Raw genomic sequence first — 24547 nt, forward strand, 5'->3', positions numbered from 1 at the left:
ACCGGGTCGTACGGCTGTTGCAATCTTATAACGACGACACGTGCGCGACTGTGCGCCAGCGAACATTTCGGGCTGGTCCGTCAGGAGCAAACTGAGCAGCTTGGACGCAATCCGGCAGACATATTGCGCCTGGCACCAGGCTAATGATCAGGGAGCATCAAACGATGAAACCAATCAACGCCGATGAGAAGGAGCGCCGGGCGCGCCGCGCGTCCGGCTTACGCCGCCAGCGGCAGCACGGCGCCCAGCGCGACCCCGCCCGCCACATGCCAGGCGTTGCGGTAGCCGAGGCGGTGCAGGCACTGCGCCGCCTTGATGCTGCGCGCGCCGCTGCGGCAGAAGAACACCAACGGGCGCTCTTGCGCGCGCAGCCACACCGACAGGCGGTCGGCCAGGCGCGACAAAGGCACGCTTTCGACGGCATGGCCGTGCCAGTGGCCGGCATCGGCCGCCGCGTGTTCGTAGGCTTCGCGCACATCGATCAGCAGCGCGTCGGGATGGTCGTTGAAGAAGCGCTCGAGGCCATGCGCCTCGAGCTGCATCGCCAAGGGGTTGGCGGCCGCGATGGCGCCGCCGCGTTCCGCCAGCAGGGTGGTGCAGGCCGGGCTGCCCGCCTCGCTGGCCTGGCACACGATGGTCTTGCGCGACACCAGTTCCGCCAGTTGTTGAATGTCGGCGTCGGGGCCGGTGAAGGCGAAGCGCACGTCGCCGGCGGCCAGGCCCGCGGCCGAACGCTCGCCGAACAGGTAGCTGGCGCCAATGCCCTGCTCCACGCGCGCCAGCAGGCGGCTGCCGAACATGAGCGCACTGGCGGCTTGCCCGTTATCGAGCGTGACCTGGTCGGCCAGCGCGGGCCAGCCCAGCGCTTCGTGGCTGATGCCGCCGGCCAGCTGGCCGCCCAGCGCCGCCACCAGGGCCGCGCGCCCGGTGCCGCCGCCATGGGTGTCGATCACCGCGCGCACGCGGTAGCCCTGGCAGCGCACGAAGTCATTGATGCGCGCCGCCAGCGGCGCCAGCGGATTGACGATGGCGCAGGTGCGGCTGGCGGCGTCGAGCAGCAGCCAGGTGCAGGCGCCGTCGAAGCCGAGTTGAATCACGCCGTCGCCATCGGCTGCGGGCATGGCCGACGGCACCAGGCAACTGGCGCGCAGGGCCGCGCCGCAACGGGCGATGCGCTCGCAGGCGGCGTCGATCAAGGCGTCGTCCGCCATCGGCCCGAACGACATGCGCACCGCCGCCGCGCAGCGCCACGGCGCCAGGTCCATGGCGGCCAGCACGTAGCTGGGCGCGGCCTTGGCCGCCGAACAGGCCGACCCCGCGCTCACGCGCACGCCGGCGGCGTCGAACAGGTCGAGCAGCTCCTTGCCGGCCAGGCCGGGTACCGAAAAATTGAGGGTGGTCGGCAGGCTGGTGGCGAACGGCGCGTTGAACACGATGCCGGGCAGGGCCTCGCGCAAAGCCACGGCCAGGCGTTCGCGCATGCGCACCAGTTGCGCATGGCTGCGAAAGCTGGCGCCATCAATCAGCGCCGCCAGCACCGCGCCCAGGGCGGCGATGCCGCTCATGTTCTCGGTGCCGGAACGCTGGCCCGACTCCTGCCCGCCGCCCATCATCAGCGCGGTGTACGGCGCGCCATCGCGCACATACAGCATGCCGATGCCTTTGGGCGCGTACAGCTTGTGGCCAGAGAACGGCGCGTAGTCGATGCGGGTCGCGGCCAGGTCGAGCGACAGTTTGCCGAGCGCCTGCACGCTGTCGACCATCCACAGCGCTGTTGGCGCGCATTCGCGCAAGAGCGCCTCGATGCCGGCCAGGTCGGAAATGACGCCGCTTTCGTTATTCGCGGCCATGGTACAGACCAAGGCGGCGCGCGGCGCCAGTTCGCGCAGCACGTCGAGGCGATGGCGCCCGTCACCATCGACCGGCAGGGCGCGCAGTTCGAGGTTGGTGCCGAGCAGCGTATTCCAGTGCGCCAGGCTCTCGGGCACCGCCTTGTGTTCGGTGGCGCCGTACAACAGCAGCTCGCCCGTCGCTTCGCCCCTGGCGCGGCGCGCGCGCACCTCGCACAGCGCCGACAGCACGGCGGTCTGGATGCCTTCGGTGGCGCCGCTGGTAAACGTCAGCCTGCCCTGGCCCGCGCCGAGCACGCGGCGCGCCAGTGTGCGCACGCCGTCGAGCATGGCCTTCGCTTTCAGGCCGGTGGCGTGACTGCTGCTGGGGTTCCCGTAGCAGTCGCGCATGGCCTGCGTGGCGGCGGCAAGCGCTGCCGGATGGACGGCCGATGTGGCGTTTGCGTCAAGGTAGATTTCGGTATGCATGGCGGCTGATATGGAGGTGTCATTCTTGCGTGATATGTTATCGGCTAAAACGTGAGAAAATATGCCAAAGTTTGCTCAAATACGTACTCGTTTAGCATATTCATCTCACATTTCAGCAGAAAGCAGAATGAGTTCTCTCGATAAGTATGATTGCGCCATCCTCGCGGCCTTGCAGGCCGATGGCACCCTGTCGATCGCGGGCCTGAGCGAAAAGATCGGTTTGTCCAGCACCCCGTGCTGGAAGCGCGTCAAGCGGCTGGAAGAAGAAGGCTACATCCAGAGCCGCGTGAGCATCATCGACCGGGACAAGGTCGGCCTGCCGGTCACCGTGTTCGTCAGCGTGCGCACCACCGAACACGATGAAAAATGGCTGGCCCGCTTCGCCGCCGCCGTCATCGCCCTGCCCGAGGTCATGGAGTTTCACCGCATGAGCGGCGACGTCGACTACCTGCTCAAGGTGGTCACCACCGACATCGGCGGCTACGACCGCTTTTACAAGAAACTGATCAAGACGGCGCACATCACCGGCGTGTCGTCGGCGTTTTCGATGGAGCAGATCAAGTACACCACGGCGCTGCCGCTCGACCTCATTTCGAAGCGCTTGCCCGCCTAAATCAGCATATAAAATTGCCCGGAATCGTGCGATGATGCCGCTGTCCAGACCAGAGGAGAGACAAACGCATGGCATCGAACAACTACAGCATTCCTTTCGCCGCAGCCGCTTTGCTGCTGGTGTCGCAAACCGCGCTGGCGCAGGAGCAGGTCGTCAAGATCGGCGTCACCGGCCCGCTCTCGGGCGCCAACGCCTTTGCCGGCAAGGATAACGAAAACGGCGTGCGCCTCGCGCTCGAAGAACTCAACGCCAAAAAAATCAGCATCGGTGGCAAGGCGATCAAGTTCGAACTCAAGTCCGAAGATGACCAGGGCGATCCGAAAGCGGGCGTGGTGGTCGCGCAAAAACTGGTCGACGCCGGCGTGCGCTTCGTGCTCGGCCCCTACAACTCGGGCGTGGCCATTCCCGCCTCGCGCGTCTACAACGACGCCGGCGCGCTCATGTCCACCGTCGGCACCAATCCGAAGGTCACGCAAAGCGGCTACAGCGGCGTGTTCCGCATCGTCGCCAGCGACACCCAGCTCGGCGCCTCGATGGCCGGCTACGCGGCCAAGCAGTTGAAACTGAAAACCATCGGCGTGATCGATGACCGCACCGCCTTCGGCCAGGGCATCGCGATGGAGTTCGTCAAGCAGGCCAAGGCGTCCGGCATCACCGTGGCGGGCCACGAGTTCACGACCGACAAGGCGACCGATTTCGCCGCCATCCTGACCAAGCTCAAGTCGAAGAACGTCGATGCGATCTTCTTCGGCGGCTACGCGCCCCAGGGCGCACCGATGGCGCGCCAGATGCGCGCGCTCGGCCTGAAAGCCAAACTGCTCGGCGGCGACACCCTGTGCAGCCCCGAAATGGCCAAGCTCGGGGGCGACGCCGTCGGCGAGAACGTGCTCTGTGCGCAAGGCGGCGCGATCCTGGAAAAGCAAGCCGACGGCCCGGCCTTCCAGGCCCGCTACAAGGCGCGCTTCAAGCAGGCGCCCGACGTGTACGCGGCCTCGTTCTACGACCAGGCCATGTTCATCGCGCAGGCCATGAAGTCGGCCAATTCGCTCGATCCGTCGGTGGTGGCCGCCGCCATGCGCGCCGGCAGCTACAAGGGCGTGGTGGGCAACTACGCCTACGATGACAAGGGCAACATGAAGCAGTCGGCCGTCACCGTCTACACCTTCAAGAACGGCGTGCCTTCCGCGCTGGCCACTTACTGATGCGCGGCTCCCTTCTGCTGCTGGCGGCGGCGCTCGGCGCGGCCGGCCTGGCCACGCACGCCGCCGCCCAGACGCCGGCCTCCTTGACGCCGCCGCTGTCCCATTTCGCCGTCGCGCAGCAGGCGATGCCGGCCTTTATCCAGCGCTTCCAGCTCGATTACGCCAGTCTCGACAAACTGTACACCGTGGCCAACGGCACGGCACGCGCGCGCCAGATGCAGGAGTTCTTCACGCAGTGGCGGGCGGCGCTCGACGCGCTGCCGTTCGACAGCTACGGCGTGGAAGACCGCATCGACGTGGTCATGATGCGCAACCAGATCGACTTCGAGATGCGCGAACTGGCGGCCCAGCGCCGGCGCTTTACCGAAGCGGAGCCGTTAGCGCCGTTCGCGCGCCCCTTGATCGACCTGGCCGAAGCGCGCCGCGTGATGCAGGCGCAGGATGGCGCGGCCAGCGCGGTGATTCTGCAGCAAGCGCTGGTGGCGGTGCGCAAGGCGCACGAAGCGCTGCTGGCGGGGCCCGACATCAACGCGCGCAAACCGATGGCGTCCCGCAGCGTGGCCAACCGCGCCGTGCAGGTGCTGGCCACCACCGCGCGCGACCTGAAAGCCTGGTACGGCTACTACGAAGGCTACGATCCGCAGCTGACCTGGTGGGTCAAGCGACCCTACGCCGACCTGGACAGGGCCATGGGCGAGTACGCGGCCAGCCTGAACGAACGGCTGGTCGGCAAGGCCTCGGCCAAACTGCTCAATGTGACGGGCGACCCGATCGGGCGCGATGGCCTGGTCAGCGCCCTGCAGCGCGAAATGATCCCGTACACGCCGGAAGAACTGATGGCGCTGGCCGAAAAAGAGCTGGCCTGGGGCGAGGCGGAACTGCGCAAGGCCTCGGCCGAGATGGGCTTCGGCAGCGACTGGCACGCGGCCATGGAAAAGGTGAAAACCATGTACGTGGCGCCGGGCGAGCAGCCGGCCATGGTGCGGCGCCTGGCCAAGGAAGCGATCGACTACATGGCGGCCAACAAGCTGGTGACGGTGCCGGAAGTGGCGCGCCGCAGCTGGCGCATGGACATGCTCTCGCCCGAAAGCCAGTTGATCAACCCCTTCTTTTTGGGCGGCGACACGATCCTGGTGTCTTACCCCACGGCCGACATGACGCACGAGCAGAAAATGATGTCCATGCGCGGCAACAACCCGCACTTTTCGCGCGCGACCGTGCAGCACGAACTCATTCCCGGCCACCACCTGCAGATGTTCATGTCCGAGCGCTACCAGCCGCAGCGCCGCCTGTTCGATACGCCCTTCTATGTCGAAGGCTGGGCCGTGTACTGGGAAATGCTGCTCTACGAGCGCAACTTCGCGGTCACGCCGGAAGACCGCATCGGGATGATGTTCTGGCGTAATCACAGGGCGGCGCGCATCCTGTTTTCGCTCGGTTTTCACATGGGTAAAGTCACGCCCGAGCAGGCGGTCGAGATGCTGATCCAGCGCGTCGGCCATGAGCCGGACAATGCGCGCGCCGAAGTGCGGCGCTCGTTCAATGGCGATTATCCGCCGCTGTACCAAGCCGGCTACATGGTCGGCGCGCTCCAGCTGCGCGAACTGAAACGCGAACTGGTCGACAGCGGCAAGATGACGCTGCTGGACTACCACGACCGCATTCTCGACGGCGGTATGCTGCCGATCGAACTGGTACGCGCGCGGCTGAAGAACGAGAAAGTGGCGCGCGACTTCAAGCCGCTCTGGCGCTTCTACAAGTAGGGGGGTATCGCTGAACCTCAGCGCCGCAAGCGCTTGAGGAACACCGTCATTTCGCGCGCGGCCTGGATGTCGCCCTGCTTTACGGCGACCTCCAGTCCTGTGTTCCATGCCGCTTCGGCGTCGTCCAGCCGGCCGAGCGCTTGCAGGGCTTTGCCGAGCAGCTTCCAGGCGGCCGAATGAAACGGGTTTTGCTCTGTCGCCTGCTGCAAATGCAGGGCCGCCGCCGCAGCGTCGCCGTCTTTCAGGCAGGCGTTACCCAGGCCGAAACGCAGCAAGGCGTTGTCGCGCCCCGACGCCAGCAGTTTTTCGAGTTGTTCGCGCATCGCTCTCCTTATGCCAGCGGCAGGTTAAACAGCAAAAAGGCCAGCGATGGCGCGCGCCAGCAGCGACTCCGATCTACTGAGATAGGCTCATAGTGGCCCCGACCGCCCCGGCCGACCCGGCAAAGGCATGCAGGTTATTGATGACGGCGATCGACAACCAGGCCGACAGGCCGACCGCATGCACCGACTGGAACAGCCAGATGGATGTCGAACCGCTCATGCGCCTTCTCCTTGTTTGTGGGCGATCCGGCGCGCCAGCAGCGCCGCCAGTGCGGGCGCCAGCGCAAAGCTGGCGAACAGCCACAGCGCCGCCGATTGCGCACCTGCCTTGCCTCCCGGCTCGGTGAGGCCGGCGGCATTGGCCACCAGCCCCGCCACCGCCGCGCCGATCGCCATGCCATATAACTGCACGGTGGTGATCGCCGCCGAGGCCAGGCCGCCCTCGCCCGCCGGCGCCAGGGTCAGCACGCGCGTGAGCAGGTGCGGCCAGCCGAGGCCCACGCCGGCGCCGGCGGCGGCCAGCGCCGCGCCGTACAACAGCATCAGCATGCCGGGCGAGAGCGCATCGGCGGCCGGCACCAGCAGGGCCAGGGCCAGCAGGCTGACGGCGCCCAGCAGCGGGCCGGCGCGCAGCATAGTCAGCGCGCCCGCGCCCTGGCGGCCGGACGAGAGCATGGAACTGAAGCTCCAGCCGGCCGCCATGGCCGCCGCCAGGTAGCCGGCGGCCAGCGGCGTGTAGCCGTGCAGGGTCTGCAAAAAGTAGGGTACGTAGATTTCGGTGGTGGTGCCGACCAGGAGCAGGGCCACGCTGGCATACACCGCGCCCAGTGGCGAGGCCAGTTCGCAGGTCGCGGATGGCAGCAGGCGCACCGTGGACCTGCGTTCGACGACGATCACCGCCGCCCCGAGCGCGATGCCGGCAACCACGCCGGCGCCCTGCCACGCCAGCGCGCGCGACAAGCCGCCGGCGGCCACCGCCAGCACGGAGGCGGCCAGCAGGGCGATCTGCGCCACCGGAATCACGGGCTTGGCGGATGGGCCGGCGGCCGGACGCAATCGCGCGGCCACCAGCATGGCTTGCAGCAGGGCCACCGGCAGCAGGGTCCAGAAGGCCCAGCGCCAGTGCCCGGACTGGGCAAACAGGCCGCCCACGGCCGGCCCGCACAAGGTAGCCACGCCCCACATGCCCGACACCAGCGCCACCGCGCGCGGCCACAGGGGCGCCGGGAACACCACGCGAATGAGCGAGTAGCTCAGGGCCGCCAGGGCACCTCCGCCCAGGCCCTGCACGCTGCGCCCGGCCAGCATCCACGGCATCGAGCTCGCGCCGGCGCAGGCGGCCGAGCCGAGCGCGAAGATGCCGAGCGCCGCCAGGCAGGCCCCGCGCGGGCCGGCGCCGGCCAGCAGGCGCACCGACAGTGCCGCGCCGATGATCGAGGCCACCACGAACAAGGTAGTGTTCCACGCGTACCAGTCCAGGCCCCCGATATCGCGCACCACCGACGGCAGCACGGTGGTGACGATGTGGACGTTAATCGCATGCAGCGCCACGCCCCCGGTCAGGGCCAGGGCCAGCAAGCCGTTTTGGCCGGAAAACAGGGCGCCCCAGGAGGCAGTGGTGGTGCTGGTAGCGGATGAGGCAGTGTTCATGGTTCTTTGATCGACAGGACTTCGGGATTGGCTTAATATGCAAGAAAACGTTTGGATAATAAGGCTGAGCCGTGAATTACGCAAGCAAATCGTTGGATAACTCGGCCGAGGGCAAGCCCGCCGAGCGCATCCTGTTCTTCATCAAGTCGAAGGGGCCGAGCCCCACCGCGCGACTGGCGCAGATGCTGGAAATGACGCCGGAAGCGGCGCGCCAGCAGGTGCAGAAGCTGGTTGCGGCGGGTTTCATCGAGGGCCGCCAGCAGGATGCGGCCGGGGTCGGGCGGCCGCGCCAGGACTGGGTGCTGACCGACGCCGGCAACCGGCGCTTCCCGGACACGCACGCGCAGATGACGGTGCAGCTGATCGGATCGATCCGCCAGTTGTTCGGCGAAGAAGGGTTGGATAAACTGGTGGCGCAACGCGAGAACGAAGCGCGCCTGCTGTACCAGCAAGCCTGCCACGGCGCTACCGTGCCGGAGCGCCTGGCGCAACTGGCGGCGATCCGCACCGAGGAAGGCTATATGGCGCGCATCGAGGCCGACGCGCAGGGCTGGCTGCTGATCGAAGACCATTGCCCGATCTGCGTGGCGGCGCGCACCTGCCAGGGCTTTTGCCGCTCCGAGTTGCAGCTGTTCGCCGAGATCGCCGGTCCCGGCGCGAGCGTGACGCGCGAGCAGCATGTGCTGGCGGGCGCCACGCGCTGTGTTTACCGGATCGCGCCGCTACAAAAACTTGCTTGATGGACTCAGCCAGAGTGGTCTATGCTTCGCGCATCTGAAACAATCGCGGAGCTGACATGACAAACAACAAACCCACCGGCATCGGCAAGCTGTTCGTCGCCGCCTGCCTGATCGAAGGCCTGACCTGGACCGGCCTGTTGATCGGCATGTTCCTCAAATATACGACCGAGACGACCGACCTGGGCGTGTGGCTGTTCGGCCGCCTGCACGGCTTTGCGTTCATGTTTTACGTGGTGGTGACGGTGCTGGCCGCGCTGCGCCTGCGCTGGCCGTGGTGGGCCACCCTGATCGCCGTACTGGCCGCGGTGCCGCCGCTGGTGACGATTCCGCTCGAAATCTGGTACAAGCGGCGCGGCATGCTGACCGAAGCGCCAGCGGCGCGCTGACAAAACAAAGCCGCTCCCGACAACACGGAGAGCGGCTCGAATGGCAGAGGCCCCGGACATGGTGCGCAGAACCGTAAGCGGGCTTGCCTGGCCCGGCCGGCATTCTCGCAGTTTGCCGGCGCGGCGGGAGACGTCGTCTGGCGTCGATCATACGCCCGCACGCATTGGGGCGACAATACAAATTTCCACTCGTGCATGCGCTGGCGATCGGGCAAATCTATCGGCTTGCCAGGGGGCGTTACCCGACCGGGAAAAGGCGTATCCTGACTGCCGCATTCATTTTTACCGGATAATTATTATGCATAAAACTCTTGCCAGGACCGCGTTGTGGACGGCGCTGATGCTGACCTTGGCAACCGCCCTGACGCCCGCCGTGGCGCTCGCCGCGCCGCCGGCCGCGCCGCTGGCCAGTAAGGTATCGGGCGTGCTATCGGCCCAGGCCAAAAAGCAGCTAGCCACGCTGGCCGCCGACTACTACGAAGCGCTGGCGCGCTTCGATCCGGTCGACGCCACCGAACGCGGCGACAATCGCTTCGACGACCAGGTCGGCATGAGCATCGGCCCCAAAGAGCGCGCGCGCCAGAACGCGCGCTACAACGTCTTCCTGAACCGCCTGCATGCGCTGGACCGGCGCGCGCTCGACCTGCGCTCGCAAACCAACTACGACGTGCTTGAATTCGAGTTGAACAGCCTGCTGTCGTTTTCCAACCTGCCGGAACTGATGCTGCCGCTGAACCAGATGGACGGCATGCCGGTCACCATCGCCAACTACGCCGGCGGCGACGCCGCCCAGCCCCTGAAGACGGTCAAGCAGTACAAGGCTTACCTGAACCGCCTGACGCAGCTGCCGGCGTGGATCGACCAGGCCATCGTCAACATGCGCGAAGGGATGCGCGTGAACGTGACCTTGCCGCGCGCGGCGGTGGTATCGATGCTGCCGCAGTACCAGAAGCTGGTCAGCGCCAGGGCCGAAGAGAGCATTTACTACACCCCGATCCGCAATATGCCGGCCAGTTTTTCGGCCGCCGACAAGGCGCAGCTGACGGCCGGCTACCGCAAGGCGATCGACGCCAGCCTGGCGCCGGCGCTGGCGCGCCTGGCCACCTTCATCGAGAAGGAATACCTGCCGGCCGCGCGCACCAGCACCGGCTGGAGCGCACTGCCCGAGGGGAAGGAGTGGTACGAAAAGAGCGTGGCGGTGCGCACCACCACCAATCTCACGCCGGAGCAGATCCATGCCATCGGCTTGAAGGAAGTGGCGCGCATCCAGGGCGAATACGCCGTGGTGGGGCCGAAGATGGGCTACACCGGGCCGGCGGCGGAACTGCCGGCGTGGGTGTCGCAGCAGGCAAAATTCAAGCCGTTCAAGACCGACCAGGAAGTCATCGACGTGTACCGCAAGCTCGATGCGCTGCTGCGCACCAAGCTGCCGGCCTTGTTCACCCTGATGCCGAAGGCGCCGCTGGACCTGCGCCTCGAACCCGAACTGTCGCGCGCGACGGCCTCCGACCATTACTCGGCGCCGGCCATGGACGGCTCGCGTCCGGGCGTGTTCTGGTCGGTGGTGAACGATCCGACCCAGTACGGCAGCACCGGCATGGTGACCCTGTTCCTGCACGAGGGGCAGCCGGGCCACCACTTCCACATCGCCCTGCTGCAGGAACTGGATCTGCCCAAGTTCCGCAAGTTCAGCGGCAACACGGCCTACACCGAGGGCTGGGCGCTGTACGCCGAAACCCTGGGCAAGGAGATGGGCCTGTTCGACAAGCCGGAGGATTATTTCGGCCACCTGAACGACGAAATGCTGCGCGCGGTGCGGCTGGTGGTCGATACCGGCATGCACGCCAAGGGCTGGACGCGCGAGCAGTCGATCCAGTACATGCGCGACACGCTGGGATTCCCGGAATCGATGGCCAAAAGCGAGACCGAGCGCTATATGGTGTGGCCGGGGCAGGCGCTCGGCTACAAGATCGGCGCGCTCAAGATCACCGAACTGCGGCGCCGCGCCGAAGCAGCGCTGGGCGACAAATTCAGCCTGCCCAAGTTCCACGAGATCGTGCTCGAAGACGGCACCTTGCCGCTGTCGCTGCTGGAAGCGAAGGTCGATCGCTGGATCGAAAAGAACAAGTAAGCAGGGGCTATGCATGCGGCCAGACCGCATGCATCAGTAAATCGTTCCACTCAGATGCTGAAGCTGGAAAAGCACGGCCAATAAGCGGCTATTCCACTGATACTCAGACATCGCATGTGCTCAGCCCGGCAATTGAGCAATATCACGCTACGACCGGGGCGCAGAAACGATAATTCCTATACGCAATTTTGCTTTAGGGAGAGTTGTTATGACGGGAACACCAACTCAAGATTCGCGACGTTTCTTTGTGCTGCCACAAGGATATGAAGGTGGCGGGTATTACTCATATGGAACGCCTGACGCAGGTCGCAGCCAATACGCGCATCCCGAACTCATTTCGATGATCCAGCAAATTGCATTTCGCTGGGCGGGTTGCGACAAGAGAAAATTTGGTGTTGGAAACATAAGTCTGGCCAATGGAGCGAAGCATCCTGATCATCGAAGCCACCGGGATGGCCTTCAGGTGGATATCAGACTGATCAGAAAGGATAAAGAACGAAAGCCATGTTCTTACTGGGATCGGGAGTATGATCAAGCGGCGACAGCCAAGCTGATTGCGATGTTTAAGCAAGCTGCTCATGTTCGTGAAATCCTGTTTAATGATCTGGCGATCAAAGGCGTCCGGAGAGACAGAGGGCATGACGATCACTTCCATGTGGCCTTGACGTTAAAAGGATAGTGCGATGAAGAGAACCATGCGCGTTGCAGTGCTCCTGGCGCTCGCCACATCGTCGTCGGTGCTGCACGCGACCGACACCGGTCATAAAAAATTCTCAGGCGTGTACAGGACCTATTCCGGGGGGCTGGGCGACTCCGGCCCATCAACGCCGGGCGATGCCAAAGTGATGTTTTCAATTGATGGCGAGGCGGCGCGCGACATGTTCAATGCGATGGGCAAGGACGTCAAAGACACGTGCACCGAAGGTAGCGGAACCCGGGTGCGCATGAAGGATCACCAACGCCTGGTGTGCAGTCGCAGCAAGCAGGGCGAATATTCCTGCAATTTCGGTTTTGATCTGAAAAGCGGAAAGAGCATCGGCGGCAGCGTGTGCTGAGCGGCCATCGGCCTATATGAAAACGGCGCCGGACTGCTTCGGCGCTGTTTTTCCATCAGGCTGCGGCTTTACACCGCAGCTACATCACCGACAGCACCGGATAACGGCGCCATTCCGGCTCCACGTAACGCGCGCAGTTGGCGAAGATGAAGTCGAGCACCGCGCACTGGTCCGACAACAGCGCCGGATTGGCAGCTTTCCAGGCCTCGAACTTGGCGTTGAGCGCCGGCTCGTCGCGCAGCAGTTCGGCCGCGTGGTCTTCGAACACATAGTCCGAATACGCTTCCTTCTTCTCCAACACACTATTAAAGAAGCCCCAGCGGAAAAAGCTGTCGTGGCCCTGCGGCTCCAAGGTTTCGATGGCGTAGCGCGCCATGTCCTGGTCCAGCTCAATGAACCAGTCGCCCGCGCGCAGGGTCACGGCTTGGGTAAAGGCCTCGAGCCGCACGTCGTCATGGAACATATGGCCTTCGTAGGCGTTCGCGCGCGAGTCGACCGAGACGATGCGGTAGCAGCGCACCTCTTGCACGCGGTCGGCCTCGATGCGCGTCATCGCCACGCCGTTCCACTGCAGGCGCCGGGCGACTTCGCGCCAGGCTTGCGGCACCACATACGCGCGCGGCGTGGCCACCACGATATCGGCCGGGAAGCTGTTGAAATAGGCGATGTCGCGCTCCCACGGTTCGTTGCGGTCGTACGACAGGCGCGTGTAATTGCCGATCACGCTGGGCGTGTACTTGGCCGCGTAGCCCCGGAACGGAAAGGTCGACGGCTTGTTGGCGTCCATCGACCAGTGCACCGGCCACTCGCGCCGGGTCTTGCCTTGGTCGCGCGCGGCGCGCCGCAGCGCCTGGATGGTGGGCGCGTGCGCCACCGTGAAGTCGAGCGCCGTTTCCACCAGCGCGCGCATCGCGTCGTAGCGGTCGGCGAAGGGCTTGAGCATGTGCGTCTCGGGCATGAAGCCGATGGTGTGGTGCAGCGCCGCGAAGCCAGTGGAGAAACGCGGCGTCTCCAAAAATTCGGCGATGCCGTGATCCGGGCTGTCCTTGACCGGATTGACGTACGGGCAGGTCGGCCAGCCGCGCCGCGCCATCTCGCCGAACATATGCGGCAGCATGGTGCCTTGCAAAAATTCGCCGAGGGCGCCGCCAAGCTTGTCGGTCTGGGTGTGAATCAGGGTCATCGTGTACGGATAGTCGGCGCCGTTGGAGGTGTGCGTATCGACCATCACGTCCGGGTCCCAGGCCGTGAACAGCTTGTTGAAAACCTGCGCGGTGAGGCTGTCGCACTTGACGAAGTCGCGGTTCAGGTCGAGGTGGCGGCTGTTGCCGCGAAAGCCGAACTGCTCGGGGCCGTCCTGGTTCACGCGCGAGGTGCCGGCGCGGTTGATGCTGCCGTCGACGTTGTACAGCGGGACGAACAGGAAAACGGTGTTGCCCAGCGCGGCCAGGCGCGCCGGCTCGGTGCAAAAGTCGCGCACCAGCGCCATGCAGGCGTCCACCCCTTCCGGTTCGCCCGGATGGATGCCGTTATTGTTGAAGAAAACCGGACGCCCGTCGTCCTTGATGCGCTGGCGGTCGAACACGCCATCGCTCGACACAACGCCGGCATGGATCGGCAGGCCGCCATCGGAGGTGCCGACCACGTCAAAGTGCAGCACGCCGGGATAGCGGCGCGCCAGGTCTTGGTACCATGCGATGCAGTCAGCCCAGGTCGTGGTCTGGTTCTTGTTGCCCTGTTCGTAGGGCGTTTTCAGTTCGTTCGACATTGTGTGTTGTGCGATGAAGGTTAAGACGGTGGGACTACGCGGTTTGTGCGATCGGCAGGGCGATGCCGACCACGGTGCCTTTGTCAGGCTCGGAACTGAAGTCGATGGTGCCGCCCAGCGCGTACACGCGTTCGCGCATGCCGATGATGCCGATGCCCGACGAGGCGCTGGCGGTGCTGAACCCGGCGCCATCGTCGGCGATTTCGATGTGCAGCGTATCGTCCTGCTCGGACAAGGTCATGGCCACCTGCGCGTGCGTGGCGCCGGCGTGCTTGAGCACATTTGACAGCGCTTCCTGCACGATGCGGTAGGCCGAAATGGCCAGCTCGCTCTCGAGGCCCGAAAAATCGCCGTCGGAGTGGAACTGGAAATGGCATTCCGGATGGCTGGCGTCGTAGTGGCGGATCATTTCTTCCACCGCGCCGTGCAGGCCGAGCATGTCGAGCACCTCCGGGCGCAGGCGCCGCACCAGGCGCCGCCCGCTGGCGTACAGGTCGAGCGTGAGCTTGGTGATGGCTTGCGACTTTTGCTTGATCTCGTCGATCATCGGCCCCTGCTCCACCTTGCCGGCCAGGTGCAAGATACTTTGCGACTCCAGGCGCGCGGCGATCAGCGAGGCATTGAGTTCGTCGTGGATTTCGATGGCGATGCTCTTGCGCTCATCTTCCACGATCGAATTTACCTTTTGAATCAGCTTGCGCTTGTCGGCATCGGCCTTGAGCGCCTCGTTGCGCGATTCGACCAAGTCCTTGGTGCGTTCGGCCACCTTGTTTTCCAGGTCCTGGCGCGAGCGGCCGAGGGCCACCGACATTTCGGTGATCGATTCCTGCAGCTCGCCCACCTCGCCGCCGGTGGTGACCGGCAGCGCCACCTGGTAGTTCCCGCCGCGGATTTCGCGCAGCGCGCCGATCGAGGACTTGAGCGGAATGGTCAGGCTGCGCGCCAGCACGTACGCCAGCGCCCCGCTGACGACCAGCGCCAGCGCGGCCATCGCCAGTTCGACCTGGAAGCGGCGCGCCTGCTTGTGCAGCATGTTGGTGGGCGACATCGTCACCCGCACGTAGCCCACCACCTCGGTCGGCACCGTGGTCGGCTTGGTGTCGCTGGAACCCGAGACGTGCGGCACGCCGTTGTCCGAGAACAGGTTAATCCAGATCATCTGCTTCTTGATCGGGGCTTCGTAAAAACGGTCTTCGCCGATGGGCGAGCCCTGCGAGGTGACGTTGATGGCGCCTTTCTGGTTGGCGTCGACCACGTCGATGCGGTGGATGCTCTTGTCCGACTGGACCAGGCCATTGATGGTCAGGCGCAGGTCGGACAGGTTGCCCGAGATGACGTTGTATTCGCTCGTTTCGGCCAGCGCCTTGGCCAGGATGCGGCCGCGCTCTTCGAGTTCGAGCGCCACCTGGGCGCGGTGCGAGTACCAGGAGTAGCCCACAAAAGACGAGAACAGGAACACCACCGGCAGCATGGTGATGAAGGCCATGCGGGTGCCGATGCTCCAGCTTTGCCAGAATCGCAGGTTCATTGGCGCCTCGCCGGTGGACGGCGCGTGAAGTGGCGGGCGGTGTCGTCGACCGCCACGTCGAGCGAGCGCGCCACGCCTTCGTTGATGACAGTGCTGAAGTAGCGCGGGAACTGGGGCGGCGCCAGTTCGCCCGTGGCGACGTATTCGTTGGCCACGTCGGCCACCTGGGCGTTGATCTGCTCGATGGTGGAATAGGTGGTGGCCAGCGCGCCGGCCATGACCATGTCGGCCGAAAAGCCGATCACCGCCTGGTTGTGGCGGTAGGTCGAGAGCAAAATGTTGCGCACGTTTTCGGTGTTATAGACGCTGCGGTCGGGCATGGCCAGCAGGACCTCGGTTTTACCGATGCGGTTCAGGACCACGTTGATATCCTCACTGGGGTCGTAATGTTCGATTTCGGCGATGCCTTGCAGCGTCGGTTTCAAAAAACCCGTGTTACTGCTGACGATGGCGGCCACGCGCACCGGGCGTTTGTAGAGCAGTTCGATCAGGCGCAGCTGGTCGACCGGGGCCGGCTCGGCGTAAATCGCCGTCATCGACAGGGCGCGCTCGGGTTGCAGGTTTTCGGTCACGGAGCGCCACACCTGGCTGGAGGTGAAGGCGGCGATGACCACGCAATCGCACTTGCGCGCGGCCACGTTGCGCAGCGCGACCGGGCCAATGGCCACGTACACCATGCGCCGGTGCTGCGCCAGCTCGGTGCGAAAGCCGCCGAAAATCGGCATCAGCTGCTTGTACAAGTCGTCGGCGATGCGGCGCGTGACGCCGGAATCGTCGGCGGTGACGATCTGGAAGCGAAAACCGGTGGGGTCGGTGGAGTGCGTGGGGCTGATCACGCCGGCGGCGCCGGCAAAACCGGTGAAACCGGCGAGCGCCAGTCCGAGCGCCAAGCAGGCGCGATTGAACGCGCGCCGGCCTGTGTTGCCGTCGTCCCCGCGCAGGCGGGGAACCAAGTTCGCTGCGCAGCCAATAACTGCGCGTAAAACTTGGGTTCCCGCCTGCGCGGGAACGACGATATGGGGGCTATCTCCATCTCGCGATACTTGCGTCACACGGACGACGATTGGACGAAAACGCGCAGTCGCGACCCATCTCCTCAAGCCTGCGAACAAGCGAGCTCCCACTACGGTTCGATCAAGCCGTACTTGACGGCCAGCTTGGTGATATACGCCTGCCGGTGCACGCCCAGCTTTTCCTTGACCGACTGGCTGATATTGCTGATGGTCTTGGTCGACAGGTTGAGCTTCTCGGCGATTTCGGCGTTGGTCAGGCCTTCGGCCATCAGCTTGAAGATCTCCAGCCCGCGCTGGTCGAGCTGCGACTGCGGCGAGGCGTCCCCGCGCACCGACAGGTTGGCCAGGCGCTCGGCGATCTGCGGCAGGAAATACAGCTTGCCCTCGTGCGCATGGCTGACCGCCGTGGCCAGGTCGGCCGGGTCGCAATCTTTGGTGACAAAAGCGCGCGCGCCGAGGCGGTAGGTCTCCTTGATCAGGCTATCCTGGTCGAACTGGCTCAGGAACACGATGCGCGCTTGCGGGAACTTGGCCAGGATGCTCTTGGCCGCGTCCAGCCCCGTCAACTCGGTACCGAAGCGGATATCGAGCACCAGCACGTCCGGATCGAGGGCGGCATACATCTCTTCGGCTTCATCGGGCGTCTTGGCCTGCCCCACCACATCCATGCCGACGCCGGCCAGCGACATGGCGAAACCGGTCATCACGATGGGATGGTCGTCCGCCAGCAAGACCCGAATCGATTTTTGCTCTGTCTGCACTTGTACTCTCCACGGGTGAAGGCTGCGTCCGCTTACTCCGCCTTGCCATTGAATCGCATCAATGTGTGCGACCCGACGGCAGGCACGCCGCGCCTACCAGATTATTTCACACATCCGTCCCCGACGCGAGCCATGGCCCTGCAAGCAAGATTTACCACCAGAATGCCCCGCACTTAGCCAAGAACAGCAAAATAATTACTACGAAAACCCTTTTCAATTGCTAGGACATAGCATATATTTGATCCATGGTCTGGAAAACAGCAGTGCGGCCTTCCACCATGCGACCCATTTCGTGAACACAACAATACGGAGCACACCATGCATTTCTCTCAACAGCACATCGGCGCAAGCAACAAATTCACCAAAATGGCCATCGTGACCGCGCTGCACCTGGCCGTTGGCGCGGCCCTGATCCACAATATGAACCGGGTGCCGTCGTTCAGCACGACCGATGCGGGGCCGATCGAGTTGGTCAAAGTGGAGGACAAGTTCCAGGAGCCGCCGCCGCCGCCGGAGCCGCAAGAATTCGAACCGAAGCCGCAAGCGGCCCCCCCGATCCAGATCCCCAGGACCGAGGTGGTGATTGCAGACCCGCCGAAGGAGAGCACCATCACCGGCACGGTTGTCGACAAGCCTGTGCCGGTAGTGAGCAATCCTGTGACCAAGGTCGAAACGGTCGCCCCGCCGGCCATGACCCGGCCGGCTGTCGAAAAGCGCACCGCCGTGCTGGCCGACGCCTCGGCCTGCGCCAAGCCGGACTACCCGGCGCGCGCCGCGCGCGATGGGGCCACCGGCACGGTCAACCTGGCGCTGCTGGTCGGCGTCGATGGCAAGGTGACCGATGCCCGCGTCGACAAGTCGAGCGGATCGCGTGACCTCGACAAGGCAGCCGTGGCCGCCCTGAGCCTGTGCAAATTCAAGCCGGCCACCTTGGGCGGCGTAGCCGAACCGGCATGGGCGCAGATCGCCTACGTCTGGACGCTCGACTAAGCGATGCAGTCCGGCGCGACCGCTACCCCGGCCGCGCCGATGCGGATCGACAGCCGCATTGCCGGCAAGGGCGGTGTGGCGGGACTGGCCGCCCTGCTGCTGCTGGCCGCTTGCCTGGCCTGGCTCGCGCTGCGCCCCGCCCCGCCGGCGGCGCCGCACGATGCCGGGCCGGCGGATTTTTCGGTTCAGCGCGCGCTGGCGCATGCGCACTTCCTGGCGCAGACGCCGCGCCCGATCGCCAGCGACGCCAACCTGCGCGCCCGCGACTACCTGCTAGAAAAGCTGCGCGCGCTCGGCCTCGACCCGCAGGTGCAGAGCGCCACCGTGACGGGCGGCGCCGATCAGCTCACCGTGGCGGTGGTGCACAACATCGTGCTGCGCGTGCGCGGCAGTGCACTGGTGCGCCGCCCGCCGCTGCTGCTGGCCACGCACTACGACAGCGTGGCCGATGCTCCCGACGCCGCCGGCGCCGTGGGGGCCCTGCTCGAATCGCTGCGCGCCCTGCGCCACGGTGCGCCCCTGCGTCAAGACCTGATCGTGCTCATTGCCGACGGCGAGCATGCGGGCTCGCTGGGCGCGCGCGCCTTTGTGGAACAGCATCCGTGGGCGCGCCATATCGGCCTGCTGCTGCGCTTTGACGGCGCACCCGGCGAGGGTCCGCTCACGCTTCTGGGTACGCATGGCGCCAATGGCAATGCCGTAAAGGCGTGGGCGAGCCTGGATGCGCCAACGGCCGGCTCGTCGCGCGCGCCGACGGCCGATCCGTCACCGCTACGCACGCTCGGCCTGGCGGGCATGCGCTTTTCCGCAACGTCGGATAGCGGCGAGGCGATGCTGTCGCTAATTCGTGCGTTCGGCGCCCGCCCGCTGGCAGCCATCGCCGCGCCGGAACGGGTGTACTTCAGCGTACCGCTGGCCGGCGTGCTGCACTACCCCGAGCACATCGTGTGGGACATCACGCGCGTCGCCTGCGCGCTCTGCCTGGTGGTGTGCTGGGCGCTGCTGCGGCGGGGCGTGGCGCGCACCGTGCCGTTGTCGCTCGCGGGCGCGCTTGCGCTACTGATCGTCGTCAGTGCGGCCAGGCCCGGGGCAAGCTACCTGCTGGCGTGGCCGCTGATCGGCGTGCTGCTGGGTGCCGGCGCGCTGCACCTGCCCCTGGCCGCCAGCCTGTCGCGGCAGGCGCGCGGAGCCGTCCTGGCCATCGGCACGCTGCCGGCGATCATGCTGCTTGCGCCGCTGGCGGCCGGTTCGCACACGCCGCCAACGGCGCCGCCGCCGGCCGGCATCACCTACCTGGCTGACGCCACCACCTGGAAATCGTACTGGCTCGATGGCGCCGGCGCGCGCCCACCCACCGAAGCGCCGCGCACCGGCATCGCCTTTCCGCACGTGCGCATGCTCAAGGATGAAGACACTCCGGCGCGGCGCAAGGTGGCCTTTGCGCTCACCTCCAAAAACGCCGCGCCGACCATTCAACTGCGGGTCGAAGGCGCGCGCGTGCTGGCCGCGCGCTTCGACGGCCGCACGCTGGCCACGCGGCGCGGCGGCGACTGGACGCTGACCTTGCACGGCATGGGCGAGCGGCGCCTGGCCATCGACCTGGAGATCGAAGGCGGCAGCCCGGCGCGCGTGTTGATCGAAGAGTCGATCCCCGGCCTGCCCGCCGATGCGGTCCCCGCGCGCCGTATCGATGCGTCGCGCAGCGGCCGCACGCTGGCGACGGACACGCTGGTGCTGCGTTAGCGGACGCGATTTCCTTTGCAAACGGTGCGGCGGAATGGCATACAATGTTTCGCTTCGTCCTCCGTGGACGCCGTATTTACCACCCCCTTACCGCACTAGGAACCCATGCAAAAGATGCTTTCCTCCTTCGTGAGCACGGCCCTGGCTACCAGCCTGGCCGTCGCTTTCCCCGCGTACGCCGCCGGCGCCGCCTCAGCCCCCACCGTCAAGGAAGCGCCGTTGCGCGCCCACCTGTCGTTCCTGTCGAGCGACCTGCTCGAAGGGCGCGGCACCGGCCAGCGCGGCGGCGACCTGACCGTGGCCTACCTCGAAGCGCAGGCGCTGGCCGCCGGCCTCAAGCCGGGCAACGGCGAGAGCTTTCGCCAGTCGGTCAAGATCGCCGGCGTGAAGTCCACGCCGACCACCAGCAGCGTGGCGCTGGAAGCCGGCGGCAAGGCGCAGTCGCTCGCCTTCGGCAAGGATTGGGTCTGGGCGCCGGGCGACGCCAGGGACGTGCACGCGATGGATGCGGAACTGGTCTTCGTCGGCTACGGCATCACCGCGCCGGAAGAAGGCTGGGACGACTACAAGGGCGTGGACGTCAAGGGCAAAGTGGTGGTCATGATGGTCAACGACCCGGCGCCGACCGCCGCCGAGCCGAATCGTTTCAACGGCAAGGGCCTGACCTACTACGGCCGCTGGACCTACAAGTTCGAAGAAGCCGCGCGCCAGGGCGCCGCCGGGGTACTGCTGATTCACACCGACGCCTCGGCCTCGTATGGCTGGAGCGTGGTGCAAAACAGCTGGCTCGCCGAACGCTTCCAGCTGGCGCAAGGCAAGCGCGGCGCCAGCATGGAAGGCTGGATGACCGAAGCGGCCGCGCGCACCCTGTTCGCCGCCGCCGGCGAAGACCTGGACCTGCTGCGCACCGCAGCCGAGACCAAGAACTTCAAGCCGGTCGCGCTCAAGGCAAAGGTCAAGGGCGAGATGAAAGCGGCCGTGCGCATGGTCGAACAGTTCAACGTGGCCGGCGTGGTGCCGGGCACCGATCCGAAGCTCAAGGACGAAGTCGTCATCTACAGCGCCCACTGGGATCACCTGGGCAAGCAAGGCCAAGGCGACGACACCATCTACAACGGTGCGGTCGACAATGCGTCCGGCAGCGCCGGCCTGCTGGCGATGGCGCAGGAAGCGGTGCGCGCGCCGGCCAGGCGCAGCCAGATGTTCCTGTGGGTCGCGGCCGAAGAACAGGGTTTGCTGGGTAGCGCGGCCTACGCCAGCAGCCCGCTGTGGCCAGCCAACAAAACCGCGGCCAACCTGAACCTGGACAGCCTCAATTTCGTCGGCGCGGCCAAGGATATCGGCACCAAGGGCAGCGAACGCACGGAGCTGGGCGCAATGGCCGACGCCACCGCCAAGGCCATGGGGCTGGCGGTACGCACGCCGGAGCCGGACCTGGCGGGCGGCTACTTCCGCAGCGACCATTTCAGCTTCGCCAAGGCGGGCATTCCGGCCTTCTCGATCGAAGGCGGCAAGGACTACGTGAAGGATGTCGAAGGCGCCAAGGCCAAGCAGGCGGCGTACCGCGCGCGCTACCACCAGGTAGGCGACGAATATGATCCGACCTGGGATTTGTCGGGCATGGTGCAGCAGGCGCAGTTCACCCTGAACCTGGGTTTGCGCGTGGCGAACGCGCCGAAGATGCCGGCCTGGAAAGCCGGCGACGCCTTCGGCAAGATCCGCGCGTCAGCCAAGTAAAGAAGCAAAGGGTGGGCATCGCGCCCACCCCATTTTTTATGCCAGTTCGAATTCGGCCGGGGGAACGCCCAGTTCCTTGCAGATCTTGACCGCAACCGCTTTTTCGCGGGCGTCGAAATTGCCGTCGGCCGACGCGATGGCGATCACCATGCGCACCAGCAGGCGTGCCGCTTCGCCATTCGATTTCATCTTGCCCAGTGCCTGGTAAGCCTTCGATTCGCCGATATCCTTGTCGAATTCGAGCTGGCCCACGTGTTCCTGGAAAGCCTTGATCACATCGTTGGTCGTAAAGACCGACAGCGCGTCGTGGGTCTCGATGAACTTGACCATTTTTTGCTTCTCGTCCGATGTGATGCTACCGTCGGCCATGGCGATCAGCGCCGAACCGGCCATGGCCGCGTTCATGAAATCCTTGTTCTTGAATTTCAGTACTTCCGTTTTCATTTCACCGGCTTTGGTTTTCAGGCGAGTCAGAAAATTGTCGAAACTCATGGTGTACTCCGGTTTGCAAGTTGATAAGAACGGCAATCTTACCCTGATTTTCGGCTTCGCCACAGCAAACCGGCGCTCCTTTAAGCCGTCCGTAACAAAACCGGCTTAAAACCGCGCGTGGTAGGTCAGATCGGCGCTGCGCGGCGCGCCCAGGATGACCTGGCTGTTCACATTGGCCCCGCTCCAGCCGGCATACAGCTTGTCGCCCAGGTTACGCACGCGCAGGGTCAGGTCGCCGGAGCCCAGGCGCCAGCTCGCGTAGATGTCGGCCGTGGCGAAGCCGTTCATGCGGATCGTGTTGGCGTTGTTGGTATAGCGCTCGCCCGTGTAATTGAGGGCTGCGCCCAGCTTGAGCGGCAATTGGTCCAGCTTGTAGTCGATCCACAGGTTACCGGTTTTCTTGGCGACGTTGGGCGGCAGGTTACCCGCGCGCGACACATTGCCCGCTTCGATCAGCTGGTCGAATTGGGCATCCAGCACGGCCACGTTGCCGTTGATGCTCACCTGGCGCGTTGGCCGCCACGCCGCCGCCAGCTCCACCCCGCGCGAGGATTGCTTGCCGCTGTTGACGGTCAGGGTCGGCACCGCCGCGTCGCGCGAGAGGATGTTATCGAGGCCGATCTTGTAGAACGCCAGCGTGTAATCGACGCTGCCGCCGAACATCGACTGCTTGATGCCGATTTCGCTCTGCGTGCCTTTCGAGAGTTCAAAGGCGGCATTGGCGGCGGACAGCAGCAACAGGTTGCCCGAGCCGACCGGCGCGGAGGCGTTGGTGTGCTGCGCGTAGACCGACAGCTCCTTGTCGAGCGCGTACACGGCGCCGATGCGCAGCGAGCGCGGATCGTAGGTCTGGGAATAGGCGCTGGCCACGCCGGTGTTCAGGTCCGCCGTGCGGCGGCCAAGCTTGACGCGGTCCTGGCGCAGGCCGGCGACGATGGTCCACTGGTCGGTCAACCACAAGGCATCCTCAAGGTACAGCGAGGCGGTCGGAATACTGGTTGAAAAATTGGTGCGGTTGCCGGCGCCGCTGTACAGCGCGCTGTTGGCGCTGAGCGCGTCGTAGCTGCCGTAGGCGGGATCGAACAGGTCGACCGCCAATGCGGCATTGGCGGCGGCGGCGCCATTGGAGAAGCTGCGCTGGGTGGCAAAGCGCGTTTTGCTGTATTCCGCGCCAGCGGCGAAGCGATGCTTCATGCCGGCCAGCTTGCCGGTGTAAGACAGGTCGAGCCGGTTGCCGAACACCTGGTGGTCGTGCGTGACGCCGACCAGGTCGCGCACCACCTGGCGCGGCGCGCTGACGGTATAGCTTTCGGCATTGCGCCAGCTGCGGTCGGCCGTGTAGTAAGACAGTTCGTTACGCAAGGTCCAGTCGGGGGCGAGCTTCCAGGTCAGCTTGGCGCGCGCCCAGGCGCTGTCGGACTCCATCACCGCGTCGTCGACGTTGTAGTTCTTGAAGGCGAGGCGGCGGTCGATCACGCGCCCGCCGGCGTCGCTGACCGCGCCGACCGGGTCCGTTGCCAGCGCACGCGGCACCAGGGGCGAACCCTGGTACGAGTTCACGTTATCGGACAGCAGGTCCAGGCTCAAGTCGAGCGTGATGTCGCGCGTGAGCGCACTGGTGGTGGCCAAGGTCAGGCTGTCGTAGCGCTGCTTGTTGCGGTCGATAAAGCCGTCACTCTGCTGGTGGCTGTAGTCGATGCGCACCGCGTGCGCTTCGCCGAGCGGGCGGTTGATGCCCGCGCCGAGCCGCCAGGTATTGAAGCTCCCGTACGAGACCATCGCTTCGCTGGCCGCCTGCGCGCGATCCGGCCGCTTGGTCACGAAATTGATCGCGCCGCCGATCGCGCCATCGCCCGACATCAGCGAGGCCGGGCCTTTGAGCACTTCGATGCGCTCGACATTGAATGTGTCCTGGGTACGCGCGCTCATGGTCGGCACGGCGATGCGGCTGCCGTCGTACAGATAGCTGACAAAGCCCGCACTGAAACCGCGCGACGACGTCTGCGACGGCGAAGTGGCATTCCCGCCCTGGGTGACGCCGACCGCGCCGCGCACCGCTTCATCGAGACTGCGCGCGCCGCGCACTTCGATCAGGGCGCTGTCGATCACCTCGACCGAGGCCGGCGTCTCGCGCAGGGTCAGGTCGAGGCGGCTGCCAAGGGCCGTGCTGTCGCTGCCGGCTTGCACCCGGGCGCTGTCGATTACGACCACCTGCATCGGCGGCGGCGCATCGTCGGCATACACCACCAGAGGGCTGTACAGGCAAAGCAGTGCGCAAGGCAGCTTTTTCAGTTTCACGGCTAGACTCCTATTGATAATAAGTTCTCATTATCG

21 protein-coding genes are annotated in these 24547 nt (G+C 65.4%); 11 read left to right on the forward strand and 10 right to left on the reverse strand.

All coding sequences use genetic code 11. The features are described 5' to 3' along the window. Nucleotides 1-218 precede the first annotated feature (218 nt). Nucleotides 219-2318: an aminotransferase class V-fold PLP-dependent enzyme gene (locus F2P46_RS24870; RefSeq protein WP_166895259.1), complete on the reverse strand. Its 2100-nt coding sequence runs from the start codon at nt 2316-2318 to the stop codon at nt 219-221. A 127-nt stretch (nt 2319-2445) separates the two neighbouring features. On the opposite strand from F2P46_RS24870, the gene F2P46_RS24875 reads away from it, so the two are divergent. From F2P46_RS24875 to F2P46_RS24885, 3 genes are all read left to right on the forward strand, one after another. Further along, nucleotides 2446-2931, forward strand: coding sequence for an Lrp/AsnC family transcriptional regulator (locus F2P46_RS24875; RefSeq protein WP_166895261.1), 486 nt, complete (start codon nt 2446-2448; stop codon nt 2929-2931). Nucleotides 2932-2999: 68 nt separating this feature from the next. Continuing rightward, nucleotides 3000-4133: a branched-chain amino acid ABC transporter substrate-binding protein gene (locus F2P46_RS24880; protein ID WP_166895263.1), complete on the forward strand. Its 1134-nt coding sequence runs from the start codon at nt 3000-3002 to the stop codon at nt 4131-4133. Beyond that, complete coding sequence (locus F2P46_RS24885) at nt 4133-5896, forward strand: DUF885 family protein (RefSeq protein WP_166895265.1); 1764 nt, start codon at nt 4133-4135, stop codon at nt 5894-5896. Before F2P46_RS24880 ends, F2P46_RS24885 begins: the two co-directional genes overlap by 1 nt. A 17-nt stretch (nt 5897-5913) precedes the next feature. Here the strand turns inward: F2P46_RS24885 and F2P46_RS24890 are convergent, their stop codons facing one another. From F2P46_RS24890 to F2P46_RS24900, 3 genes are all read right to left on the reverse strand, one after another. Then, nucleotides 5914-6219 carry a tetratricopeptide repeat protein gene (locus F2P46_RS24890; protein ID WP_208296763.1) on the reverse strand — a complete coding sequence of 102 codons (306 nt, stop codon included), beginning with the start codon at nt 6217-6219 and terminating at the stop codon, nt 5914-5916. A 73-nt stretch (nt 6220-6292) separates the two neighbouring features. Beyond that, the gene (locus tag F2P46_RS24895) at nt 6293-6439 is read right to left on the reverse strand and encodes a hypothetical protein (RefSeq protein WP_166895267.1); all 147 of its coding nucleotides are present in this window, start codon (nt 6437-6439) and stop codon (nt 6293-6295) included. Next, nucleotides 6436-7869: an MFS transporter gene (locus F2P46_RS24900; RefSeq protein ID WP_166895269.1), complete on the reverse strand. Its 1434-nt coding sequence runs from the start codon at nt 7867-7869 to the stop codon at nt 6436-6438. Before F2P46_RS24900 ends, F2P46_RS24895 begins: the two co-directional genes overlap by 4 nt. A gap of 71 nt (nt 7870-7940) precedes the next feature. Here F2P46_RS24900 and F2P46_RS24905 point away from each other — a divergent pair, with 71 nt between their 5' ends. The 5 genes from F2P46_RS24905 (at nt 7941) to F2P46_RS24925 (ending at nt 12181) form a co-directional block, all read left to right on the forward strand. Then, a complete protein-coding gene (locus tag F2P46_RS24905) occupies nt 7941-8609 on the forward strand; it encodes a transcriptional regulator (RefSeq protein ID WP_166895271.1) in 669 nt (222 codons plus the stop codon). Between the two features lie 56 nt (nt 8610-8665). After that, nucleotides 8666-8995 carry a DUF3817 domain-containing protein gene (locus tag F2P46_RS24910; RefSeq protein ID WP_166895273.1) on the forward strand — a complete coding sequence of 110 codons (330 nt, stop codon included), beginning with the start codon at nt 8666-8668 and terminating at the stop codon, nt 8993-8995. A 298-nt stretch (nt 8996-9293) separates the two neighbouring features. Next, on the forward strand, nt 9294-11126 hold the full coding sequence (locus tag F2P46_RS24915; protein ID WP_229509452.1) for a DUF885 domain-containing protein: 1833 nt from the start codon (nt 9294-9296) through the stop codon (nt 11124-11126). Nucleotides 11127-11334: 208 nt separating this feature from the next. Further along, nucleotides 11335-11805, forward strand: coding sequence for a penicillin-insensitive murein endopeptidase (locus F2P46_RS24920; RefSeq protein WP_166895275.1), 471 nt, complete (start codon nt 11335-11337; stop codon nt 11803-11805). A 4-nt stretch (nt 11806-11809) separates the two neighbouring features. Next, nucleotides 11810-12181, forward strand: coding sequence for a hypothetical protein (locus F2P46_RS24925; protein WP_166895277.1), 372 nt, complete (start codon nt 11810-11812; stop codon nt 12179-12181). Nucleotides 12182-12260: 79 nt separating this feature from the next. Here the strand turns inward: F2P46_RS24925 and F2P46_RS24930 are convergent, their stop codons facing one another. The 4 genes from F2P46_RS24930 to F2P46_RS24945 form a co-directional block, all read right to left on the reverse strand. Then, nucleotides 12261-13949 (reverse strand): M14 family zinc carboxypeptidase, encoded by a 1689-nt coding sequence (locus tag F2P46_RS24930; protein ID WP_166895279.1) that lies wholly within the window; start codon nt 13947-13949, stop codon nt 12261-12263. Nucleotides 13950-13983: 34 nt separating this feature from the next. Beyond that, nucleotides 13984-15477, reverse strand: coding sequence for an ATP-binding protein (locus tag F2P46_RS24935; RefSeq protein ID WP_166895281.1), 1494 nt, complete (start codon nt 15475-15477; stop codon nt 13984-13986). Beyond that, nucleotides 15474-16430, reverse strand: coding sequence for a hypothetical protein (locus F2P46_RS24940; RefSeq protein ID WP_166895283.1), 957 nt, complete (start codon nt 16428-16430; stop codon nt 15474-15476). The genes F2P46_RS24935 and F2P46_RS24940 overlap by 4 nt, the downstream gene beginning before the upstream one ends. A 170-nt stretch (nt 16431-16600) precedes the next feature. Beyond that, entirely contained in the window at nt 16601-17251 is a 651-nt protein-coding gene (locus F2P46_RS24945) for a response regulator transcription factor (protein WP_126077256.1), read from the reverse strand. Nucleotides 17252-17569: 318 nt separating this feature from the next. On the opposite strand from F2P46_RS24945, the gene F2P46_RS24950 reads away from it, so the two are divergent. The 3 genes from F2P46_RS24950 to F2P46_RS24960 all read left to right on the forward strand — a co-directional run bounded on the left by F2P46_RS24950 (nt 17570) and on the right by F2P46_RS24960 (nt 21721). Next, entirely contained in the window at nt 17570-18241 is a 672-nt protein-coding gene (locus tag F2P46_RS24950) for an energy transducer TonB (protein WP_166895285.1), read from the forward strand. Nucleotides 18242-18244: 3 nt separating this feature from the next. Continuing rightward, entirely contained in the window at nt 18245-19984 is a 1740-nt protein-coding gene (locus F2P46_RS24955) for a M28 family peptidase (protein ID WP_166895287.1), read from the forward strand. A gap of 105 nt (nt 19985-20089) precedes the next feature. After that, the gene (locus F2P46_RS24960) at nt 20090-21721 is read left to right on the forward strand and encodes a M28 family peptidase (protein ID WP_166895289.1); all 1632 of its coding nucleotides are present in this window, start codon (nt 20090-20092) and stop codon (nt 21719-21721) included. Nucleotides 21722-21757: 36 nt separating this feature from the next. On the opposite strand, the gene F2P46_RS24965 is transcribed toward F2P46_RS24960, so the two are convergent. Together F2P46_RS24965 and F2P46_RS24970 are read right to left on the reverse strand one after the other, a co-directional pair. Next, nucleotides 21758-22213, reverse strand: coding sequence for a tellurite resistance TerB family protein (locus tag F2P46_RS24965; RefSeq protein ID WP_166895290.1), 456 nt, complete (start codon nt 22211-22213; stop codon nt 21758-21760). Between the two features lie 105 nt (nt 22214-22318). After that, entirely contained in the window at nt 22319-24511 is a 2193-nt protein-coding gene (locus F2P46_RS24970) for a TonB-dependent siderophore receptor (RefSeq protein ID WP_166895292.1), read from the reverse strand. Nucleotides 24512-24547 lie beyond the last annotated feature (36 nt).

The organism is Massilia sp. CCM 8734 (assembly GCF_011682155.1).
GTDB lineage: Bacteria > Pseudomonadota > Gammaproteobacteria > Burkholderiales > Burkholderiaceae_D > Telluria_A > Telluria_A rubra.

Bases quoted from the DNA above. Each gene is read 5' to 3' on its own strand.
- F2P46_RS24930 (WP_166895279.1), bottom strand. From the start codon at position 13,949: ATGTCGAACGAACTGAAAACGCCCTACGAACAGGGCAACAAGAACCAG.
- F2P46_RS24925 (WP_166895277.1), top strand. From the start codon at position 11,810: ATGAAGAGAACCATGCGCGTTGCAGTGCTCCTGGCGCTCGCCACATCG.
- F2P46_RS24890 (WP_208296763.1), bottom strand. From the start codon at position 6,219: ATGCGCGAACAACTCGAAAAACTGCTGGCGTCGGGGCGCGACAACGCC.
- F2P46_RS24915 (WP_229509452.1), top strand. From the start codon at position 9,294: ATGCATAAAACTCTTGCCAGGACCGCGTTGTGGACGGCGCTGATGCTG.
- F2P46_RS24870 (WP_166895259.1), bottom strand. From the start codon at position 2,318: ATGCATACCGAAATCTACCTTGACGCAAACGCCACATCGGCCGTCCAT.
- F2P46_RS24960 (WP_166895289.1), top strand. From the start codon at position 20,090: ATGCAAAAGATGCTTTCCTCCTTCGTGAGCACGGCCCTGGCTACCAGC.
- F2P46_RS24900 (WP_166895269.1), bottom strand. From the start codon at position 7,869: ATGAACACTGCCTCATCCGCTACCAGCACCACCACTGCCTCCTGGGGC.
- F2P46_RS24880 (WP_166895263.1), top strand. From the start codon at position 3,000: ATGGCATCGAACAACTACAGCATTCCTTTCGCCGCAGCCGCTTTGCTG.
- F2P46_RS24965 (WP_166895290.1), bottom strand. From the start codon at position 22,213: ATGAGTTTCGACAATTTTCTGACTCGCCTGAAAACCAAAGCCGGTGAA.
- F2P46_RS24920 (WP_166895275.1), top strand. From the start codon at position 11,335: ATGACGGGAACACCAACTCAAGATTCGCGACGTTTCTTTGTGCTGCCA.
- F2P46_RS24885 (WP_166895265.1), top strand. From the start codon at position 4,133: ATGCGCGGCTCCCTTCTGCTGCTGGCGGCGGCGCTCGGCGCGGCCGGC.
- F2P46_RS24935 (WP_166895281.1), bottom strand. From the start codon at position 15,477: ATGAACCTGCGATTCTGGCAAAGCTGGAGCATCGGCACCCGCATGGCC.
- F2P46_RS24950 (WP_166895285.1), top strand. From the start codon at position 17,570: ATGCATTTCTCTCAACAGCACATCGGCGCAAGCAACAAATTCACCAAA.
- F2P46_RS24875 (WP_166895261.1), top strand. From the start codon at position 2,446: ATGAGTTCTCTCGATAAGTATGATTGCGCCATCCTCGCGGCCTTGCAG.
- F2P46_RS24910 (WP_166895273.1), top strand. From the start codon at position 8,666: ATGACAAACAACAAACCCACCGGCATCGGCAAGCTGTTCGTCGCCGCC.
- F2P46_RS24955 (WP_166895287.1), top strand. From the start codon at position 18,245: ATGCAGTCCGGCGCGACCGCTACCCCGGCCGCGCCGATGCGGATCGAC.
- F2P46_RS24895 (WP_166895267.1), bottom strand. From the start codon at position 6,439: ATGAGCGGTTCGACATCCATCTGGCTGTTCCAGTCGGTGCATGCGGTC.